The sequence below is a fragment of the Paraburkholderia sp. BR10923 genome (assembly GCF_040948765.1).
Classification (GTDB): Bacteria; Pseudomonadota; Gammaproteobacteria; order Burkholderiales; family Burkholderiaceae; genus Paraburkholderia; species Paraburkholderia youngii.
In genome coordinates this window covers 94,614-113,829 of the sequence record NZ_JBFPKO010000004.1, presented here as the reverse complement: position 1 = coordinate 113,829, position 19,216 = coordinate 94,614, and the positions used below count along the sequence as shown (strand labels likewise).

Below are 19,216 nucleotides of genomic sequence, written 5' to 3'. Positions count from 1 at the left end.
AGCACGATTGCTTTGGACCGCGACGCAAGCGGATGACGTGATTGTGCATTTCTGGTGAACAACGTCGGCGCGCGAGTTCACGTGCCTGCCAGCTTCATTGCGCGCATCGTCTTCGCGAATCCGAGAATCTTGCCAGCACATGCAAACTCATTTCGGCTGCAACAGGACCAAGCCCGCGCGTCTGGCAGCGCGTCGAACCCATCCAGCGCTTGTGTGTGCCGAACACGTGCTCGACTGTCCTGCGTCGTCTCGTCATGGCATCGAGCAGCGTCAGCGGTGGCTCGTAGCATTGCATGACGTGCGCGCCGTGGCGCGTCTTCTACTTCAGCTTGAATGACGGCCGGAAATAGTTGATGTACAGCCGCGAGGTTCGATAGAGCGACGCGAGTGTTTCGGTATCTTCCATGCCTCTCAGTTTGCCGTAGCCGACCAACCGTCGCACAATCACCGTTCTTCTGCTCGACCCAGGCTTGATCATTCTTTTTGTAGGCGCGTGAGCGGGTCAGCTCGATACCGTCGCCTTGCAGAAGTCGAACACGGCCTCGTTCACGAACGCAGTATCGTTGTCGCTATCGTATCGAGACCCGAACGGGAAACGGCAGAACAGTCCGTACCCGCTCAACAAGCTCAATGACGAATGAGTGGTTACGGAACGGCATGGCCAGGCATTCGCAGCGCCGACGCGATCTATGATGGAGCTATTACACAGGAGAGACCGTCGCCAAGAAAGCGCGTCATCTACAATACGACAGCTGATGAAAAAAGAAACAGGATTCTCCACCTGTCGTCAATCAGTTGAATTCTTTATATTCGGTTCGATGGAAAAATTATCGACCATAAGTCAGCCCAAAAAAATCCCTCAGCGCATATAAATAATCGAAACCGTACGCGGGCCATTCAAATCCCTGAGTGATATCAACTCCTTTTTCTCTTATATCATCCGGAGTGTCGATCCAAGTATGTCCATCGTTACCATACGTGACTACCTTGGCAGGCACTCGCCGATCCAATCCGAGATTGGTACTAGTCCCAATATTTTCGCCTTGATTCAGATAGTCAGGCAAACCTGTCTCCGTAGTGTATCCAACCGGCTCGATTGACGTATCTTCAAACCACTCATTCCATGAATTGATATTAAGCATGGGTGAATCAGGAGTAACCCATCTTAATTGCGCTTCAATATTTTTCTTAAAGAGAACACATGCCCTGGCATCGGATATGTTGTCATATGGGCTCCGGGAGATCGGAGGATACGCGTAATGATCAAGCGCCCCACGGACGGCTCGATCGTTGTACTTTGGGATCACGGTCGGAATAAGATTGATCGATTTTTCTTTAGCCCATGTGTAAAATTTTCTATGATATTCTTCAAAAGCGCTACAAGTAAAGAGTCCCTGCCCTCGGAACTCCCATCCATTTCTTCCTTCGTGCACAGCCGATGAGCTGGAAGGCGGGTATGGCTGATATCCCGTTATTGCATCGAAGATTTGCAGTCTGTCCAGATCTTGCTCATATGGATATAGCGCATCACCAACGATATACAATCCCGTATATCGTTTCCCTGTTACCGGATCAACTATTGACCTTACAGCTTCATCGACTGACGCTCGGAATTCATAAAAATCGGACAGGCCGCCCTTCCAAGAAAATACCTCATATATATAAATGACAGGCCTTCCATCGATCCTTTGCCATCTCGGGGATCCGAAAAAATTTTCGGCCATATAAATTACGGCATCTGTGAATGCTCGAATACACTCCTCGCTATTAGCTCTTGGAGGCCACTGTTTCACAATCAACCGGCTTTCGATCAGAACAGAGAAGTATATGCGATTCAGATTATAGATAGGATATCCAGTTTTGTCCCATCCTTGGGAAACGGAATCCCAACCATTACCTGTGGAATCCTTTGACGTGAATGGAATTTTACCACCTGACAACGTGCCGTTTGAAAGCCCCCCTTGAAGGATGTGCACCAAATTTTCCGAAAGAAATTTTCGATGACCAACCATTCCCTCCCAATTACAAATAAAACAATCAATTCCGTGGTCGGCAGCCCAGTCGATATGTGTTTCAATCACCTCCGGGTCGTTCATTACGTATTCGCCTAAAGTAGGATATTGAGGCGGCTCAAGTAAAGCACGTGCATATCCCTCCGCCCACTTTCCGCTCAGCGCCGTCCGTGACCGTTTTCCATTGGGGGTAAAGTACCAAAGATAGTAATATGCGCTCAGATATGGCTTGTCTTTTTTCTTGGATTCGGGAGGGCGAGGGCGGTTAACATAAAATCTCGATTTTTTTTCCGCGGATTCTATTTCAAGTTCGCCAACCATTAGACCAAGGTTGCGACCTCCTTCAATAAATGAGCTTTCAGCCTCCACCCTAACTTTTACCTCTCCGGCCTGAGGTCTTTCTATTAGAAACCTAAACGTTTTCCAGCCCGGTGAGATTTGTGCATCGATTATCGTCGTTCCGTTAGAGATAATTCTGACTTTATTATCGATTGGTGACCCAAGTTCGACGGATGCGATATATGTTGAGGAGGTTCGGCCATGCGCGATGTCGGGCAGAACTATCTCTCCAGATTTTGCGATCCACCTGAAATGCCGCACGCCATCATGTTCGCGGTCATAAAATCCGGCGACATAGGCAACTTCAGCAATGTTTTCTTTAGTCATCCCGATCACCTACGGTTTGTGCACAATTACACCAATCGAAGTTCTCAAACAACCCAACAACACCGGTTTGAGGTGCGAGAGCGATGTGAAAGTCGGCAAACCAACAGATCCGTCCTCAGCCATATGGCCGACAGTGAAATTTAACGGACGGACAATGTATGCCTCGGCATTGGGCCCACTTGGTCGCTCGGTCGCGGCCGTAAGTCGGCGCCCGACAGCTACCCTGCCGTCGGCTATCCGTCGACGATGGCGCAGTCGTTCAGCCACACCCTGCGTGCTGCGGCGCGCTCGCCCGCCACGCTGGATCCTCATAGCGCCGCCTGTCGCTTGTTGCTCACGCGGTTGGAGAGGAAGCGGTCGCCGCAGCAGATCTCCAGCAACCTGAAACCCATGTGCAACACGATCCAACCAAGTGCGTCTCGAGCGAGATGATCTGCAGCGCTACCTATGCTCAGCAGTGCGGTGAACTCCGCCGCCGTTTTGTCGCCTGCCTGCGCCCAGGCAGCAGTAAGCGCTTGTCTCGCAAACGCGTCACTGACTGGCGCGGCTCGATTCCCAACATGGGGAGCACCGGTGAGCGCCTGCCGGATGTGGGCGGCTGGGTGATGCCAGGCCAATTGGTGGGCGACTCCATCAAAGGAGCGGGCAACCAGTCGTTCATGGGTGTGCTCGTCGAACGCCCCAGCCGTTTGATGTCGCTCGCTGGGATGACCAATGCCCTCGCGGCGTTGGCGCCGGTCGGCTTCACTGCCAACCCGAATTCGATTGCCGCACCGTAGCGTCGAAGCTTCACTGCCTACTAGGGCACAGACAAAACGCACAGCCCTTGGCAACGCCGCGTCTGTGAGAACCCCGCGCGCCGTTGCGCCAGTACCCCTCCAAGGGCGCCCAACGGCTCGGTCTACAGTCAGGACTAACTCGACGCCATAGCCGACAAGCTGCACAGCTGCCCCCGTGCCGCGAAGGCAAGCTAACCGGGAACGATTGTCGACTGCCACCGATAAGGCAGCCGTGTTGCAATGCCACCGGCTCTGTGAGTTGGCAGTCGACTCGGAATGTCCGTCAGATAGGCATGCAAGTCGACCCCGATGAGTTCGGCCCAGCGTCTCAGACTCATGATGGCAGCACCGCGTTGTGCCGCGGGTGGCGAACCGGCGAACAGCCGGTTCGCCCCATTGCCGGCTCGCGCTCAAGCTGCGCATATCGGACAAAAAGTTGAAGGCCATTATCTTGGGCATCCTTGGTAGCGTCAAGCGGCGTGGCAGGGCCAGACTTCATGGACGAAGGCCGCAGCGCGGCACCGTCTGAAGCGCAGGGAGGACTGCAAGTGCGAGACGCCGCGTCCCGCCCACAGATTTGGCCGCATACGCGAAGCAGTACGAGCGTATGAAGAAGGCATTCTACGCTATGTTCTAACCCGACGAAGATGCGGTCCGGTCTGGACGTAAACGCACATTTCGGCCACGTCTGCGGCGCACGCGTAAAGGTTGAGCATGACGTTGAACCGGCAACGTACCCACGGGAGCAAAAAAATACAGGACCAAGGGCCCAGACGAACGATCGCCCGCAGTAGCCGGCCGCACACACAGCACTTCATGCAGCGCGTCGCCGGTTTGCCCCTGAGCCAACAGCACTGGATACCGCGGTCCTGCTTCACAGCTCGATCGCCTGCCGTTGCTTGAACCAGCGCCGTTGTGTGCAGGTTTTGGAGATGAATCAGACGTACTGATGATGTGTCGGCACTTAGATCGCGGAACCCCAGATCGATCAGTGCCGTATCCGGCTGCGCTGCCGCGGCACATACTCGAGCAAAAACTTTCGTCGCTGAAAAAGGCGATGTGCCGAGATAACGTTGTACCTTGTTATCACTTTATGTTCCGCAAGCATGGTAAAGCAGGCGAGCCCACGTCAGAACAGTGCATTCAACGAGATCGCACTGATACAGGAGACTGGCAATTCGCCTGCCGGAACAGCAGCGCGTACACCGTGCGTTCTGACATCTGACAAGTGTGGCTGGCCGTGTGGTCTTGTTATAATGAGATGATTCATCTGCTCACGCCTGCTGCTGTCGGCGTGTCGCCGGTGGAGCAGCTCGGATTATTTCGGATGCTTCGCATCCGGCGGGAATGCGGCGGGTTCGAAGCATCGATTGTAGAAACATTCCGGCTCGGCCGACGGAACTCAACGGAATTCACGCGACCTCCGGGCGCGGCGGCTGCCCGCCGGACAGGCGGCGGTCAATTTGCTGCTGCGCAAGCTGACACGTTTCCTGAGTATGGCCAATCGTCGTTGTTACCGTCATGGCAAAATATTGTTGCAATTGATTTTTTTAAAGAACGACATCTCCGTCATAGCTTTCAGTTCCTTGATGCCGGTTCGTGCGACAGCCCACAGCGGCGAGAGATTAGCCCGCTACCGATCGGCGTCATGTGCGGGGGCGCGCGCGACGCATGGGGGTGACCAGTTCTCGTCGATTTTTGGCGGCTGGAGTAATCGGATTCAGCCGCATTGGACTGGCTGCCATAGTGGGATGGACCGTCTTTCCGCTTCCCCCGTACTCCTTCGTATCGGAGTTCCCCGGTTGCGTGCGTCGCAATGGGGTCGTCACTATGCTCAATGCTGTGTAGGAACAACCTAATGTCTATAGTCAGGAAGAAGAAAGCAAGTCCTGTGGCAACGAAAAAAGCGGCAACGAATAAAGCGCCAGCGACACCTCGCATGGATCTGGCCATCATCATCCCACTTCTCGAGAAGTATGGTGGGGCCGAGCGGTACGTCGTTGAGTGCCTGCGCCACTGGCAGCACAACCACGACATCACCATCTACGCCGCGGCCATCAACGAGGAGTTGCTGGCGGAGCATGGCATTGGCAAGCAGGTCAAGCGTTCGTTGTTGACGCCTTATTTCGACGGCCCGCACTCGATGTTGCTGAACGCGCTCCTGCTGCCGAAAATCTGGCTGGAGGAGATTGGCCGGCACGACATCTACCATCCCCATCTTTGGCCGACGCATCTGATTGATCTGCACCCGATGGTCTGGTATCCGCACGAGCCGCTGCGCGTCCTGCACGACTTGCGTTTCGAACAAAGCGTCGAGCACATTGGCCGGGAAGCGGCGCGCAATGTGCACATATACCCCAAGTACAACTACGACCGCATCGGCGATTCGCTCTACGAGGCGTATCTGAGCTCGATCGATGCGATGGACAAGGCCGCGAAGCCCGAGCGTATCGTCGCGAATAGCGGCTACACCGCCAAGTATCTCGAGGACGTCTACGGTTCGCCGGTCACGGACATCGTCTACCCGGGCGTGGATCCTGACGCGTTCATCGATTTGCCGACCGATCCGAATCTGTTCGTCACGATCAGCCAGCTGTGGTCTCACAAGCGAGTGAACCTACTGATCGAATCGATTGCGATGACAGACGAGGCCCAGCTGATCGTGATTGGCTCGGGCCCAGAGAAGGCGCGCCTTCTTGAGGTCGCGGCGAAGCTGGGGGTCGACGACCGCGTCTTCTTTCTGTCGGGCCTTAGCAATTGGGAGCTGAAGCTCGTTCTCGCACGGGCTTGTGCGTTCTTGTTTTCGCCAGTGAACGAGCCCTTCGGCATCGTCGTACTCGAGGCGATGGCGGCAGGTAAGCCGGTTATCGCGGTCAATCAGGGGGGCTACGTCGAAGCGTGTCATCCCGATTACGCGTTCCTCGTGCCGCCGTTCCCCTCCGCGTTCGCTGAGAAGATCTCGTTCCTGCAGAACAATCCAGACGTCGCGCGCCGCATGGGGCAAGCCGGGCAGCGCGTCGCCCCGAACTACACCTGGAAGAAGGCCGCAGACGAGCTCGAGGCGGTGCTGGTGGATACGTGGCAGACCTCGAGGGCGAAACGACCGCAAGAACTCGTCGTGTCCGAGGGAGAGACGCTTGTCGGCGCGCAATACTATGTCTGGTACGGGGATGGGTTCGGTGCGGCGCACTGGAACGACAACACGCGCTCGGGCTATGTTTCGGACAAGCCCCTCTTCGGGTATTACTCTTCCACGAAGGGACAGACGATTCAGTATCACATGGATCTGTTCGAGCAGATCGGGCTCGATTACGTCGTCATCAACCTGCACGTCGACGCCAACGGCGCCAACGGTATCGAACTGATGGGCTTGCAGCACGTGTTCGACATCGCGCGCAAGCGCAAGAGCCGGCTGCGTTTTGCCGTCCAGCTCGCGCCGTATACTGACGATTCGGAAGATCTGGTGAAGACCATCCAGCTCATCGAGAAGCTTTATGCGTCTCATCCCAACTATTTCTCACTGGGGGGCAAGCCGGTCCTGTTCTGGTTTTGGTCCAGCGCACTTGATGGCAATCGGCGGTTCATCTCCGAGCTGGCCGCAGTCTCTGGCGGCTTCGCGAATCTGGCCTTGAGCCTGCGCCTTCCCAAGGACGCCGAGGAGTCGAAGCTGACCTTCAACTTTTTCCAGGGGTTCGCGCCGTTCTCGCCGCTCGAACTGTCAGGGGAAAAGAACTGGCAGAAGGTGTGGACCGCGGCCTATCGTTCAGCAGAGAAGGCTGGCATGACCTACCGAATCGCTACGATTTCGCCTGGTTACGACGACCACTCGCTCGACGACGAGGTCCGCGAAGGCAATCAGTACCGGGTCGTGGATCGCGAGAACGGCGAAACCTACGGGAAGGGGATGAAGTTCGTGGAGGAACTCGCGAAGCCGCCTCATCTCGTGATGATCTCGACGTTCAACGAGTTTCACGAAAACAGCCATATCGAGCCGTCGATCAAGAACGGAATGCGATACGTGGAAATGACGCAGTCGTTTGTCGCAAGGATTAAAGATAAGGTGTCAGATGGAAAGCGCTAACGTTTCTCCCTCCGTCGAATTCGACTCGACGGAGGTCTTGTTCGACAAAAAAGCGGCCAGCTTTCAGCTCCGCTGCTCCGGGGCGATGGAGAAGGCCGATGTCTCGCTGGTCATGGACGTCTACGATCTCGACAACCCCGTGCATCCGCAGGGCCATGTCGGCTGGTGGCAATTCAAGGCCGAAAACCTGGCTGACGAACTGACGGGCCGTCTCGCGCTCAAGCGCGGCGAGCTGTCTGTCTCTATCGACGAGCTAGAGATGATCGGCTCGTGGCAGAACGAGAACCGGGTAGATTACCGGCGGCTCCTTATCATCGCGGTGCTGCGCTCGAACGTCACCAACGCGATCGTCTACATGGACAGGACGCCCGTCTTGCTTTCCGCAGAAGATCTCACTGAGTTCCGAGCTGCCTGGAACCGTGACTTGAGCGTGCCGGCGTTCGCCTCGCTGCCGTTTATTGTGCCGTCCCGGTCGACGGTGCGCATCGTTTCGCGCAACATCTTCGTGCGGGATGCCGTCGGCGGGTTGTGTCTGAGCCTGTACCGCATGCTGAGGCAGAACGGCGTGTCGGTGAAACTCTACGCGGAGAATTTCGACCTTGTTCTCAACGACGTGGTGTCGCGCGTCGAGCATTTGTTTCAGGACGCGACGGACGATGACTACGTGTTCTATTTCTACTCGACCTTCGACCCGAATCTCGAGCGGATCGTCGAACTCGATGTAGAGAAGAACATCGGGTACTTCCACGGCATCACCGAGCCGAGAAGCCTCCAGGTCTTCGATCCCGAACTGAGCATGGTATGCGCGAGAGCACTTGAGCAGATGTCAGCGATGCACGGCTTCGACATTCTCGCGACCAATTCGACCTACAACGCGAAGCGCCTGATTGAGAGCTTCGACGCGGCCGCGCGGGCGCCGAGAAAAATCCCGGATGCAGCGGCAAATTCGACGCCGATGATGGACGTTGCGCAGAAGCCGAAGGTGAAGGAGGCGAAGAGCGCGGCAAAGAACGCCAGGCGCGAGGCGCGCGCAAGGCACGCGAATGATCACGTCTGGAACGTGAACGAGATTCGCGTGATTCCGCCGAAATTGCTTGAGTCGATTCCGGCGCGCCGGGAATTCGCCGGCGGCGTGAAGAAAGGCGCGAAACTGCTGTATGTGGGGCGTATTAAGAGCCACAAGAAGATCGAGCATTTGCTGGAGTTCTATACGGCGTACCAGCAGCTCGACGCGTCTTCGGAGCTTTGGATCGTTGGGCACGGCGCGGACAAGGCCTATCACGATTACCTTAACTGGGTCGAGGTCGAGCAGTTGCGCATTCCCGAAGGCAAGGTGAAGTGGTTCGGTAGCATCGATGACGCCGAGCTGGCGTCGGTCTATGCGTCTGCCACGGCGTATGTGTCGATGAGTGAAGATGAGGGCTTCTGCCTGCCCGTGTTCGAAGCGATGGCCGCCGGGCTGCCGGTATTCGCTTATGGCATTCCGGCCGTCCGGGAGGTCATGGGTAATACGGGCGTCTATTTCGAAGACAAGGAATTTGCGCACTTGGCCGCGGCGCTGAATCGTCTTCTCGGCGACGAGAAGAGGCTGGCCTCGTTGCTGGACGAGCAGTACGAGCGCGCCATTCTCCTCGCGAGACAGATGGACGGAACAGGCTTCTCACGTTTGATTGAGCCTTCGGCGGTTTGAAGCGGTAGATGTGCGAGAGCCGGCGGGCGCAATCCCCCCGGTTCGTTTTTTTTTGCGGTCAATTTCAGCTTTGCTTGTGCGCCTGTGCGATAGCCTGCACGTAGATGTCCTTCAACGGGCTCACGACCGATTTCCAGTCGAGACGCCGCTGGCGGGCCTGCGCTCCGGGCGCCCGCTGAAGGCCGGCGGCTTCGCTGATGGCCTTCACGATACTGTCCGGATTGGATGGATCGAGGTAGGCCACGTCGTTGCCGAAGTATTCGCACGTTGAGCCGACCTCGGTAATGGCAATACGGCATGCCGCCGCGTAGGCCTCGAGTGCGGCAAGCCCCGGCGTTTCGAGTGTGCTCGGCAGGCAAAACACTTCAGCCGCTGAGTACGCTGAGCGAAGGAGCGGCGAATCGTGGGGCAGCGGGCCGGCGTAGACGATCTGATTTCCGCCGAGATCAAGGCAGCGCCGGGCGTAGTCCGGGTCGCGCTGATGCCCCACGAGGACGAGCTTGCGGTCGGGTATGGCCTGCATTGCGGCGACGAGCGACAACTGGTTCTTGCGCGGCTCGATGTTGCCGACGTTCAAAACGAAAGGCTCCTGAATGTCGAACTCTTTGCGAAACAGGTCGCCAGAAATGGATGTATAGAAAGTCTCTTCGACACCGTTGAGCACGGAGACGAATTTATTCCGCGGCAACTCGAATATGCGCGCAAGCGTCTCGCACTCAATTTCCGAGTTCGCGATGATGCGATCGGCCAGCGAGAACTGATGTCTGATTTCGTCCATAGGGTACAGATGCCGCGTGTCTTCGGTCACCCACAGACTGGACGAAACGACGAGAGGAAGCCTCAGTTGCTTGACGAAGTTGCAGAAGTGACCCGACCCACCCACGCACGAGAAAAAATGAACGATGTCATGTTGCATGAAGCATGGATTCCAAGGGTCGAACAGCGTCACATCGACACCGTGCGCCGGTAGATGTTTCTTATATGAGAGTAGCTGGATCTCTCCACCGCCGGGCGTATGGAACGCCATAGGGTACGTTGCGAACAGCACTTTCATCATAGATGGGAACTTATATCCTCGAACTCGCGGTCACGTTTACCATGAGCATACCCGCTTACAATATCCGGCCTGCACTCATAGCGGCTCACCGCCCTCGACTTTACAGAATGCCGTATTGTACCGTTCTTCGTTTGTCAGTCCGCCCTCGTCTCGACGCCTGTGGGCTGGACAGCGGGGCCGGCCTCGCGAGACGAGACGCCGCGCTCCGCGAGCCGCGGGCGCTGATTCGCAAGTTTTCCGGAAGGATTGCGATCGATCAGGGCTGACAGCAACATGAGTCGAACGAATCTCGTTACCGGCGCCAACGGCTTCGTCGGTCAGGCAGTGTCCCGCGCATTGTTGAGGCGGGGCGATCGCGTGATCGGCGCGGTGCGCCGGCCGCAGACGGCCGCCGAGGGCGTGCACGAATGGCTGCTCGATACCGAGGACTTCGCGGGCATCGATCAGCGCTGGCCAGTCGCGCTCAATTGCGATGCGGTGATCCATCTGGCCGCGCGCGTGCACGTGATGCAGGAGACCCTGACCGACCCGCTCGCCGCCTATCGCGCGACCAACGTCGAAGGCAGCTTGCGCGTCGCGGCCGCGGCGCGGCGCGCGGGCGCGGGGCGCTTCGTGTTCGTCAGCAGCGTCAAGGCGATGGGCGAGGCGAGCAGCGGTCGGCCGATCGCAGAAACGGACCCGCCCGCCCCGTCCGATGCCTACGGCATATCGAAACTGGAGGCCGAGCGCGCGTTGTTCGACTATGGTCGGACGGTGGGCCTCGAAGTCGTCGTCGTGCGGCCGCCGCTGGTCTATGGGCCGGGCGTTCGCGCGAACTTCCTGCAACTGATGAACGCGGTCGCGAAGGGCATTCCATTGCCGCTCGGCGCGGTCAACGCGCGCCGCAGCCTCGTGTTCGTCGACAATCTCGCGGACGCGCTCGTGCATTGCGCGACCGACCCGCGCGCGGCCGGCGAAACCTTTCATGTGACCGACGGCCGCGACCTCAGCGTGCCCGAGCTTGCGCGTCTGCTGGCCACGCAGCTGCATGTGCCCGCGCGGCTCGTGCCGGTGCCGGCCGGCGTGCTGCGCCTCGCCGGCCGCCTGACCGGCCGCTCCGCGCAGATCGACCGGCTGGTCGGCGAACTGTGCGTCGACAGTTCGCATATCCGCGAATGTCTGAACTGGTATCCGCCGCATACGGTCGAGCATGGGCTGCTCGAAACCGCGGCGTGGTATCGCTCCACGCACTGACCGCCGATTGAAACCGCCTTGACTCCGACCTGAACCGCCAAACCCTATCGATGCCGCTCGCTTCACACACTGCCTTTCCCATCGTCTCGCTGCTGCCGTGGGGCGTCGCCGCGCTCGCCGCATGCGCGGCGATCCTCTGGACGCTGCTGCGCAGCGGCCTCGCGTGGCGGCTTGCCACCGACATCCCCAACGACCGCTCGCTGCACACGCGCCCGACGCCGCGCGTCGGCGGATGGGGGATCGTGCCGGTCGCGGTGCTGCTGATCGCGCTCGCGGCGCCGTCGCTGTGGCTGCCCACGCTTGCCGCGGCGCTGCTCGCGGCGCTGTCTCAGATCGACGATCGCCGCGGCTTGCCCGCACGCGTGCGCTTCGGCGGCCACGCGGCGGCGGTGGCGGCGCTCATCGCGGTCTATCCGGCCGAGGTGCCGTGGTGGGCGCTCGTGTGCATGGCGGTTTTGCTCGTGTGGCTCGTCAATCTTTACAACTTCATGGACGGCTCCGACGGCCTCGCTGGCGGCATGGCGCTGTTCGGCTTCGGCGGCTATGCGGTGGCCGCCTCGCTGTCGTCGCATGCGGACCCGGCGCTGGCGACGGCGAGCCTGATCGTCGCGGGCGCGGCCGCGGGCTTTCTGCTGTTCAACTTTCACCCAGCGCGCATCTTTCTCGGCGACGCCGGCTCGATCCCGCTCGGCTTTCTGGCCGGCGCCCTCGGCTATTGGGGGTGGCGCGAGGGCGTGTGGCCGGTGTGGTTTCCGGCGCTGTGCTTTGCGCCATTTATTGGCGATGCGTCGGTCACGCTGCTCAAGCGCCTGCTGCGCGGTGAAAAATTTTGGCAGGCGCATCGTGAACACTACTATCAAAGACTGGTGCAGTCGGGTTTGGGGCACGCATCGACCGCGTGGATTTGGTACTTGTTCATGGCGGCGGGCATAATGCTTGCTCTCTGGGCGCTACAATTCGCTCCTATGTATCAATGGCTTGTTGTCGTCGCATGGGCCGCCGTGCTGGTCATCGCAGGGCTGTGTATTGATCGCCGCTGGCGGCGCCATGTGTCCCGTTCCGGGCCAATCTGAGGTTCTGCGCAATGAAAAGCTTCAAAGCCAGATGGCTTTCGTTCAGTGCGTTTGCGTTCGACCTGTGCGCGGTGGCCATGGCCTGGATGCTGGCCTATGTGATCCGGTTCAACGGACCGGTGCCCGCGCCGTTCTGGTCGAGCGGGCTGCATGCACTCGCGTGGGTGCTGCTGATCTACGCGGTGATGTTTCGCAGCTACGGCCTCTATCGCGGCATGTGGGTGTTCGCGAGCCTGCCCGATCTCGTGCGGATCGCGAAAGCGATCGGCGTCGGCGCGCTCGTCGTCGTGATCGGCTCGGCGCTGTTGCAGCCCGCGCCGGTCGTGCCGCGCTCGGTGCTGATCGTGTCGCCGATGCTGCTGTTCCTGACCATGGGCGGCTCACGCGCGCTGTATCGCGCGGCCAAGGAGTTCTATCGCTACGGCGGGCTGGTCGGCCAGGGCAAGCCGGTGCTCGTGCTTGGCGCGGGCAATGCCGGCGCGAACCTCGTGCGCGAGCTGAAGCGTTCGGGCCAATGGCGCCTCGTCGGTCTGCTCGACGACGATCCGATCAAGCAGGGCCGTGAAATCTATGGCTATCGCGTGGTTGGCGCGATCAGCGATCTGCAGAAAATCTGCACGGAGCTGAAGGTCGAGCACGTGATCATCGCGGTGCCGTCGGCGTCGGTGGAAGCGCATCGGCGCATCGCCACGCTGTGCGTGCGCGCCGGCGTACGCGCGATGACGCTGCCCGCGCTCACGCCGCTCACGCAAGGCCAGGCATTCCTGTCGCGGGTGCGGCAGATCGATCTCGAAGACCTGCTCGGCCGCGATCCGGTGACGATCGATACCGAGCACGTCGCCGCGCTGCTGAAGAACCGCGTCGTGATGGTGACGGGCGCGGGCGGCTCGATCGGCTCGGAGCTGTGCCGGCAGATTCTGCGCTTCGGTCCGGTGCAACTGGTCGCCTTCGACATCTCCGAGTTCTCGATCTATCGCCTGAACGAAGAGCTGCGCGACAAGTATCCGGAAGTGTCGGTGGTGCCGCTCGTCGGCGACGTGAAGGATTCGCTGCTGCTCGATCAGGTGATGGCGCGCTACTGTCCGCACATCGTATTTCATGCGGCGGCCTACAAGCACGTGCCGTTGATGGAAGAGGTCAACACGTGGCAGGCGGTGCGCAATAACGTGCTCGGCACGTACCGCGTCGCGCGCGCGGCGATCCGCCACGACGTCGCGCATTTCGTGCTGATCTCGACCGACAAGGCCGTCAACCCGACCAACGTGATGGGCGCGAGCAAGCGGCTCGCGGAGATGGCGTGCTCGGCGCTGCAGCAGCAGGGCGCACGGCGCACGCAGTTCGAGACCGTGCGCTTCGGCAACGTGCTCGGCAGCGCGGGCAGCGTGATTCCCAAGTTTCAGGAGCAAATCGCGCGCGGCGGGCCGGTGACGGTCACGCATCCGGAAATCACGCGGTTTTTCATGACGATTCCGGAGGCTTCGCAACTCGTGTTGCAGGCATCGAGCATGGGGCGCGGCGGCGAGATTTTCATTCTCGACATGGGCAAGCCGGTGCGTATCGCCGATCTCGCGCACGATCTGATCCGCCTGTACGGCTTCACCGAAGAGCAGATTCGCGTCGTGTTCACGGGCCTGCGCCCGGGCGAGAAGCTCTACGAGGAACTGCTCGCCGACGACGAAACCACCACGCGCACGCCGCACCCGAAGCTGCGCATCGCGCAGGCGCGCGAGGTGCCGGACAGCCTGATCGACAACCTGCTGCCGTGGCTGATGCAGCATCGCGTGCCGGCCGACGATGAAGTGCGGCGCGATCTGCGGCGCTGGGTGCCGGAGTATTCGCCGGCGACGCCCCCCCAGTTCCGCAGCGTGATGACGGTACCCCGGGCATCGCAAAGTGGGCCATTGTCAGACGAAGGCCGGCTGGTATAGGTCGTCGGCAATGTCTTACAACGCGCGTTTTTCAGGCGTTGGTAAATACCGCTTGTCATATCGCGACCTTCGTCAAACTATGTGACGTGCGGTCAGTTCAAGACACGGAATGAAGCCCAGCGTCGCTGCAGGCGCAGCGTATCCGCAATGCATCGCAAAACGTAGTCCTCGAGCAATACGCAGATCGCATCTCTGGTCATCCCAAAGGCAAGTAACGGGTCGCCTCAATACGCCCAAGGGCAAGTCTGGTGACTAGTGGAAGCGGAAATACGTGCGCGGACGGCAAGATGAGCGCGATATAGATGTTCGCCAGCCAACGATATGCTTCAGCGGCTGGGACGAGTCGGTTATCCGACCATCGATCATTCTGATCTGCGCGGATTGGCGCAATACAATCGAAACCTCGTTGAACTGCCACAGTCTAGGTTCGACAGTCGTGCCGTTACCATTTGCCACCTAGTGTGACGGGAGGGTTGTCCGGCCGCTGCTCGGTACTCGCCCATAGAGTGCTCCTGCGTATCCGTCTTACCTCGCCGCTTCGGGCCGATAGAGCCGCGCGATGTGGGGCTCAATGGCCTAGATAAAATCTGTGGCCTCAAATGCGACAGTGATGCAAGTTTTGTCTTGGCTTGCCATTGACCACAGAGTGCGAAACCGCCGGCCTAGCCGGGTTTAGCCGAAAACCCGATCTTCCGAATTCCGGGCACTGCACGCTCAGCACGTCGCTGAAGGATCGCGATTTTAGCTGCAGCATGACGATCCGATGAGCGCGCATCGAACATGGGCATGCTTGCGTTCGTGATGCGGCCCCGCCGTATGCCTTTGCCGGGATGAGACAGTTTCACGAAGTTATCCAACCTGTCAGCGGAGCTCGGGGGCGGGCGCTAGATAGCGTCAAGCAGGATGGCCGGCCGGCCAAACTTATTGTCGCCGCGCAGGGCGCATCGCGACGTCCTTTACGGACGAAGTAATCGAGCGACACTGGCAAAAGGGGGCAAGAATCCGCTACGAACCTCCGATAAGTGCACCTGTTCGGGTGGACCGGATCGAGCGTTGCAAGGTGTGGTGGTCCTGCTAAAGCTCGTTGGAAATCCCGGCCCTTCAACTGTCCCCAATCGTCAGCGATATCGGGCGTCGCTGATTCGGCAATTTGAAATTGCGACTGCGGCTCTCTCAACGGCGGCGGTCGTCATTCACTGCTCGCGTCGATGCCGCCAAACTTGCCTCTCCCAGGACTGACTGCGGCTCAGCAGACAGTGGATGAATCTGCCCGACATACCTTGGCCGCTCCGGAAGCGGAAAAACTGACGGACGTGCGTCGGCATTGCAGCACTGTTGATCGCTTATGGCGCTTGGTTGCCCGCGTCCCTCCCCGTCGGGTCCGGTCTAGACAGCGGTTGCCCCGAAGTGCGAATGACTGGCGTGTCGACTATGACACATAGGATGATCTGCCACTTCTGCGATTCGACTTGCCGAGGCGGATGTCTTGACTTCTTGCAGAACGTGGCACGCTGAAGTCATCAAGATACATGATCTTCGATGTGACCTGACGCAAACTGCCAGTCGATCGAACAGGTTGGCTCCGCAGAAATCGAGCTTCGGAACCCAATGGGCAGAATCAGCACTGCACCACCAAAAGAAGTAGTGACGTTTCGTCGGCCAGAATGACATGGTAATGGCTGCCGGCTGAGTTGATTTTCTTTAGGACTGCATTGGAAGACAAAAATTTGATGTCTTTTGTCGCTTATCTCTCCACCGCCAATATGTTGAAAAAATCTAATCATCTGTCGAAAGGTGTTTCCGATCATAGACGGCAGGTCTTCTGCCAACCCTCTGTAGTCAACTAACGGAAAACAAAATGAAACAGGTTAGGATAGTTCCTCCTCTTGTGGCAACAGATGTATCCTCCGCTGCCTCATGCCACCAAGATCGCCCCTTCGATTTCCGAGGGCTAGTCGCGGACCGGGACGGTTGGATGGCGTGTCAGCGAGGCTTGTCTCTTTCGTTATCAAGGAACGTTTCAGACGTATTGCGCACAGTGTGCGACCGTTCGTTCGTTGTGCGATGTGGAGTCCTATTCGAGCATGCACCGGGCACGCGCAATCCGACGACGTGGATAGATTGTCTTGCTGCGACCGAGTTTGGAGTGTTTATCATTGATCAATACCATTGGAGGGGGGCCGTGAAGCGTTCGATGGACGAGGATGAAGTCCTCATTCATGAGAGGCCTGGTGTTGTATCAGTTGAGACCTCTCCATTGCGCAGGGCAAAGCCCGCTCTTCGACACCTGCGTGCTGTACTGACAGGCTACAACTGCCCCGTTGAATGCATTGCAGTATTGGACGCATCCCATTGCGAGATCGATCCCACGCTGCCGGAAACAATCTTGGTACTGTCTGAGCTTCCTCATTTTATGCGAACGCGGCTGAATCGCTTTCGCGGCAACAGTCTCCAATACCTCGATCCCCAAAGAATCGCGGCAGGTCTGCAAGCGCGATGCGCGGATTGGGGCAGGAGCTAACACCGGCAAACGGTGCGCCGGGGCAATTCGAAAACAAGGAATCAGTACCGGTCCATCGGTACGGCGCCGCAATATCGCCTCTGTGCCGCTCCCGGTTGGATGATGTGTTGCCGCCAAAGCGGAAACTTAATCTCGATGCGCGACCGCGGGCATCGGGGGCAAACGTTCTCTCATGCGTCGCTACCGCTCCCGATGGTCGCCATCCAATTCATCGCCTTGCCGCGGAGCCGACCCCTCCCAGCACCAGGCGCATCCACGCGCTATTGCCACGAATCACGAAACCATCGGAGACCCGGCGTGGAACACCCCTTTGGATCTTGCCTTTTGCCTGACGCCGCACGCGTGGCGGCATTCAGCCGTCATCGAGCAAGTATTTTATCCGCTCAGCGTTTGCCAGGCTCCTCGAGCTTCGAACAGTTCGTGCTTTGGCTCGCGACTAAACTTTGGCCGACACGTTGCTTCCGGCCCACGCACCGCAACGCACGCCTCGTGGCTTTGGGCTTATCGGTCAAGGACAAAGTACTTTCGCAAATCGGTATTTACCGTTTTTATCATTGCCAAGCCGTTTCCTCTTTATGCGAACACGCAGGTCTGTCAGCTCTTTGTGCGCGAAGCCTGATTCGAGCAACACAAGCCGGATGCAGGTGATCTCCAGAAGAAGCAGTTCCACATCGGCGCATCGCTTCGAGCGGATTTCGAAAAAGGTCGAAAGCGTTGCCATATTCAGGTCCTGCAGTCGAGTTGGACGCACCGAATTTTCAGCCATGTAGCTTTCGAAATCGAGCCAGACGTTAGTCATGACGTTGCACGTCATTTCGTTGACCCCTATGTTGTCGGCGCAAAGCTTGATTTGCTCAAGAAGTGAGGTATTAGACATTGGTTGCCTCAGGCCTTGAAGGATACGCTTCTATCGGCGCGTCGCCATGCGGATCTACCGGATCGTGTGCTGCGCTGAGCCGGCCAATAGGATAGCCACTGAGTGCGCCGTGTTGACGTTTCGCTAGAATACGCGCTGTTGAACGCGGCAGTTTGCGCGGTGGGCGGCGCCGGTCGACGTCGATGTTGTGCTGCGCGATTTGACCGTCAAACCGGTCCCTGATCGTCTGACAGTAGTGCCCAAGAATCATCTGGACGCGTGTCGGTCCGTGGCCGAGTGATTCACTGAGCTCCACGAGTACCTCATATGGGGCCGATCCTCCGTCGAGCATTTCGAGTGCACTCCTGATCGCATAGGTGTATCGAAGCGAATGAAAGCTGATGGGTCCAACCATGCCTGCCCGGCGGAGGAGCGCCCTCACCCGATTCATCGCAGATTTTAGAGTCTTGCCATTGCCAGTAATCAATTCGAAATTGTTTTCGCGACAATAAGTGAGCGCGGAGCGAAGCGCTTCGATCGTCTGCGACCTATCGCTCTCAATGATTCGCACTTGCCGTGGTCTGGCGTTTTTTGAGCCGCGCATAACCGGGAGTGTGCTATCGCCCCGCAGAAGTGCGTCGATCCACATTTCGAGATCGGGCGGACACATTAGCGCCTCCTTGCGTCGCAGCCCGAGATGCAGCGCGACCGATATCATGCGCATCAGCCCCTCGTCTATTCCCTGCGCTCTCACGATCAACTGCCCGATTTCCGTCGGGGTCATGGCACGCTTCGTACCTTTCCTTATTCGCCGAACGAGTCGAAGTTTCTTGTTGTTGCAGACGTCGTCGATGTCGCGGCCTGCATGGCGCGATGTGACGCGCACAGCCGAAAATATGTTCGCAAGGGTGCCTGCGGTTTTGCCCTGCGCCATGCAGTACTGGGCATAGGCATGAATCACCCATTCCGGAATATCACTGATCGATGTGCGTAACTCGCCCACCTGTCTGGCAAAGCGCAGAAGGCCTGTTGTATCGAACCGCCTGTTCTGCTGTGTGGCAAAGCTACCGCCTGCCTTTTTGCTGCTCACTGCAGAATCGTGTATGGCCTTTGACATCATGCTCATTGGCAAACTCCCGGCTGTGACCCGCTTCTCAACTCATGCTCGCGCGCGGGGATGGCGAGCACGGCCCCAGTCACGACTAGCTCGTGACAGATCCGCACCACTTCGGGTGCCCGCAATGACCGGCTGGGCGGGGGCGGGCCAGCGCGTACGTAATGTCATCGAATTGGGGGCCGGGGAATGCGTTGAGCTGTAGG

The 19,216-nt window shown here is 58.5% G+C and carries 13 protein-coding genes and 1 pseudogene; 8 read left to right on the top strand and 6 right to left on the bottom strand.

Annotated features, from left to right (window positions below):
• Positions 1 to 77: 77 nt before the first annotated feature.
• From AB3X94_RS09030 to AB3X94_RS09020, 3 genes and pseudogenes are all read right to left on the bottom strand, one after another.
• Positions 78 to 256, bottom strand: a pseudogene (locus tag AB3X94_RS09030) (IS5/IS1182 family transposase); the annotation flags it as partial.
• 63 nt (positions 257 to 319) lie between these two features.
• Entirely contained in the window at positions 320 to 448 is a 129-nt protein-coding gene (locus tag AB3X94_RS09025) for a hypothetical protein (protein WP_368611324.1), read from the bottom strand.
• Between the two features lie 379 nt (positions 449 to 827).
• Positions 828 to 2,678, bottom strand: a complete 1,851-nt coding sequence (locus AB3X94_RS09020; RefSeq protein WP_368611323.1) for a glycoside hydrolase family 99-like domain-containing protein — start codon at positions 2,676 to 2,678, stop codon at positions 828 to 830.
• Positions 2,679 to 3,070: 392 nt separating this feature from the next.
• On the opposite strand from AB3X94_RS09020, the gene AB3X94_RS09015 reads away from it, so the two are divergent.
• The 4 genes from AB3X94_RS09015 to AB3X94_RS09000 all read left to right on the top strand — a co-directional run bounded on the left by AB3X94_RS09015 (position 3,071) and on the right by AB3X94_RS09000 (position 9,228).
• A complete protein-coding gene (locus AB3X94_RS09015) occupies positions 3,071 to 3,457 on the top strand; it encodes a hypothetical protein (protein WP_368611322.1) in 387 nt (128 codons plus the stop codon).
• A 1,261-nt stretch (positions 3,458 to 4,718) separates the two neighbouring features.
• A complete protein-coding gene (locus AB3X94_RS09010; protein WP_368611321.1) occupies positions 4,719 to 5,138 on the top strand; it encodes a hypothetical protein in 420 nt (139 codons plus the stop codon).
• Positions 5,139 to 5,396: 258 nt separating this feature from the next.
• The gene (locus AB3X94_RS09005) at positions 5,397 to 7,538 is read left to right on the top strand and encodes a glycosyltransferase (RefSeq protein ID WP_368611320.1); all 2,142 of its coding nucleotides are present in this window, start codon (positions 5,397 to 5,399) and stop codon (positions 7,536 to 7,538) included.
• A complete protein-coding gene (locus AB3X94_RS09000) occupies positions 7,525 to 9,228 on the top strand; it encodes a glycosyltransferase (RefSeq protein ID WP_368611319.1) in 1,704 nt (567 codons plus the stop codon). Before AB3X94_RS09005 ends, AB3X94_RS09000 begins: the two co-directional genes overlap by 14 nt.
• Before the next feature lie 64 nt (positions 9,229 to 9,292).
• Here AB3X94_RS09000 and AB3X94_RS08995 read toward each other — a convergent pair whose 3' ends face one another.
• Positions 9,293 to 10,282 carry a glycosyltransferase family 4 protein gene (locus AB3X94_RS08995; protein ID WP_368611482.1) on the bottom strand — a complete coding sequence of 330 codons (990 nt, stop codon included), beginning with the start codon at positions 10,280 to 10,282 and terminating at the stop codon, positions 9,293 to 9,295.
• Between the two features lie 276 nt (positions 10,283 to 10,558).
• On the opposite strand from AB3X94_RS08995, the gene AB3X94_RS08990 reads away from it, so the two are divergent.
• From AB3X94_RS08990 to AB3X94_RS08975, 4 genes are all read left to right on the top strand, one after another.
• Positions 10,559 to 11,518: a UDP-glucose 4-epimerase family protein gene (locus tag AB3X94_RS08990; RefSeq protein WP_368611318.1), complete on the top strand. Its 960-nt coding sequence runs from the start codon at positions 10,559 to 10,561 to the stop codon at positions 11,516 to 11,518.
• A gap of 50 nt (positions 11,519 to 11,568) precedes the next feature.
• A complete protein-coding gene (locus AB3X94_RS08985) occupies positions 11,569 to 12,591 on the top strand; it encodes a glycosyltransferase family 4 protein (RefSeq protein WP_368611317.1) in 1,023 nt (340 codons plus the stop codon).
• A gap of 11 nt (positions 12,592 to 12,602) precedes the next feature.
• Positions 12,603 to 14,519, top strand: a complete 1,917-nt coding sequence (locus AB3X94_RS08980; RefSeq protein ID WP_368611316.1) for a polysaccharide biosynthesis protein — start codon at positions 12,603 to 12,605, stop codon at positions 14,517 to 14,519.
• A 1,858-nt stretch (positions 14,520 to 16,377) separates the two neighbouring features.
• Positions 16,378 to 17,040, top strand: coding sequence for a nuclease-related domain-containing protein (locus AB3X94_RS08975; RefSeq protein ID WP_368611315.1), 663 nt, complete (start codon positions 16,378 to 16,380; stop codon positions 17,038 to 17,040).
• 508 nt (positions 17,041 to 17,548) lie between these two features.
• On the opposite strand, the gene AB3X94_RS08970 is transcribed toward AB3X94_RS08975, so the two are convergent.
• Both AB3X94_RS08970 and AB3X94_RS08965 read right to left on the bottom strand, forming a co-directional pair.
• Positions 17,549 to 17,917, bottom strand: a complete 369-nt coding sequence (locus AB3X94_RS08970; RefSeq protein WP_368611314.1) for a hypothetical protein — start codon at positions 17,915 to 17,917, stop codon at positions 17,549 to 17,551.
• Complete coding sequence (locus tag AB3X94_RS08965) at positions 17,910 to 19,022, bottom strand: integrase domain-containing protein (protein WP_368611313.1); 1,113 nt, start codon at positions 19,020 to 19,022, stop codon at positions 17,910 to 17,912. The genes AB3X94_RS08970 and AB3X94_RS08965 overlap by 8 nt, the downstream gene beginning before the upstream one ends.
• Between the last annotated feature and the right edge of the window lie 194 nt (positions 19,023 to 19,216).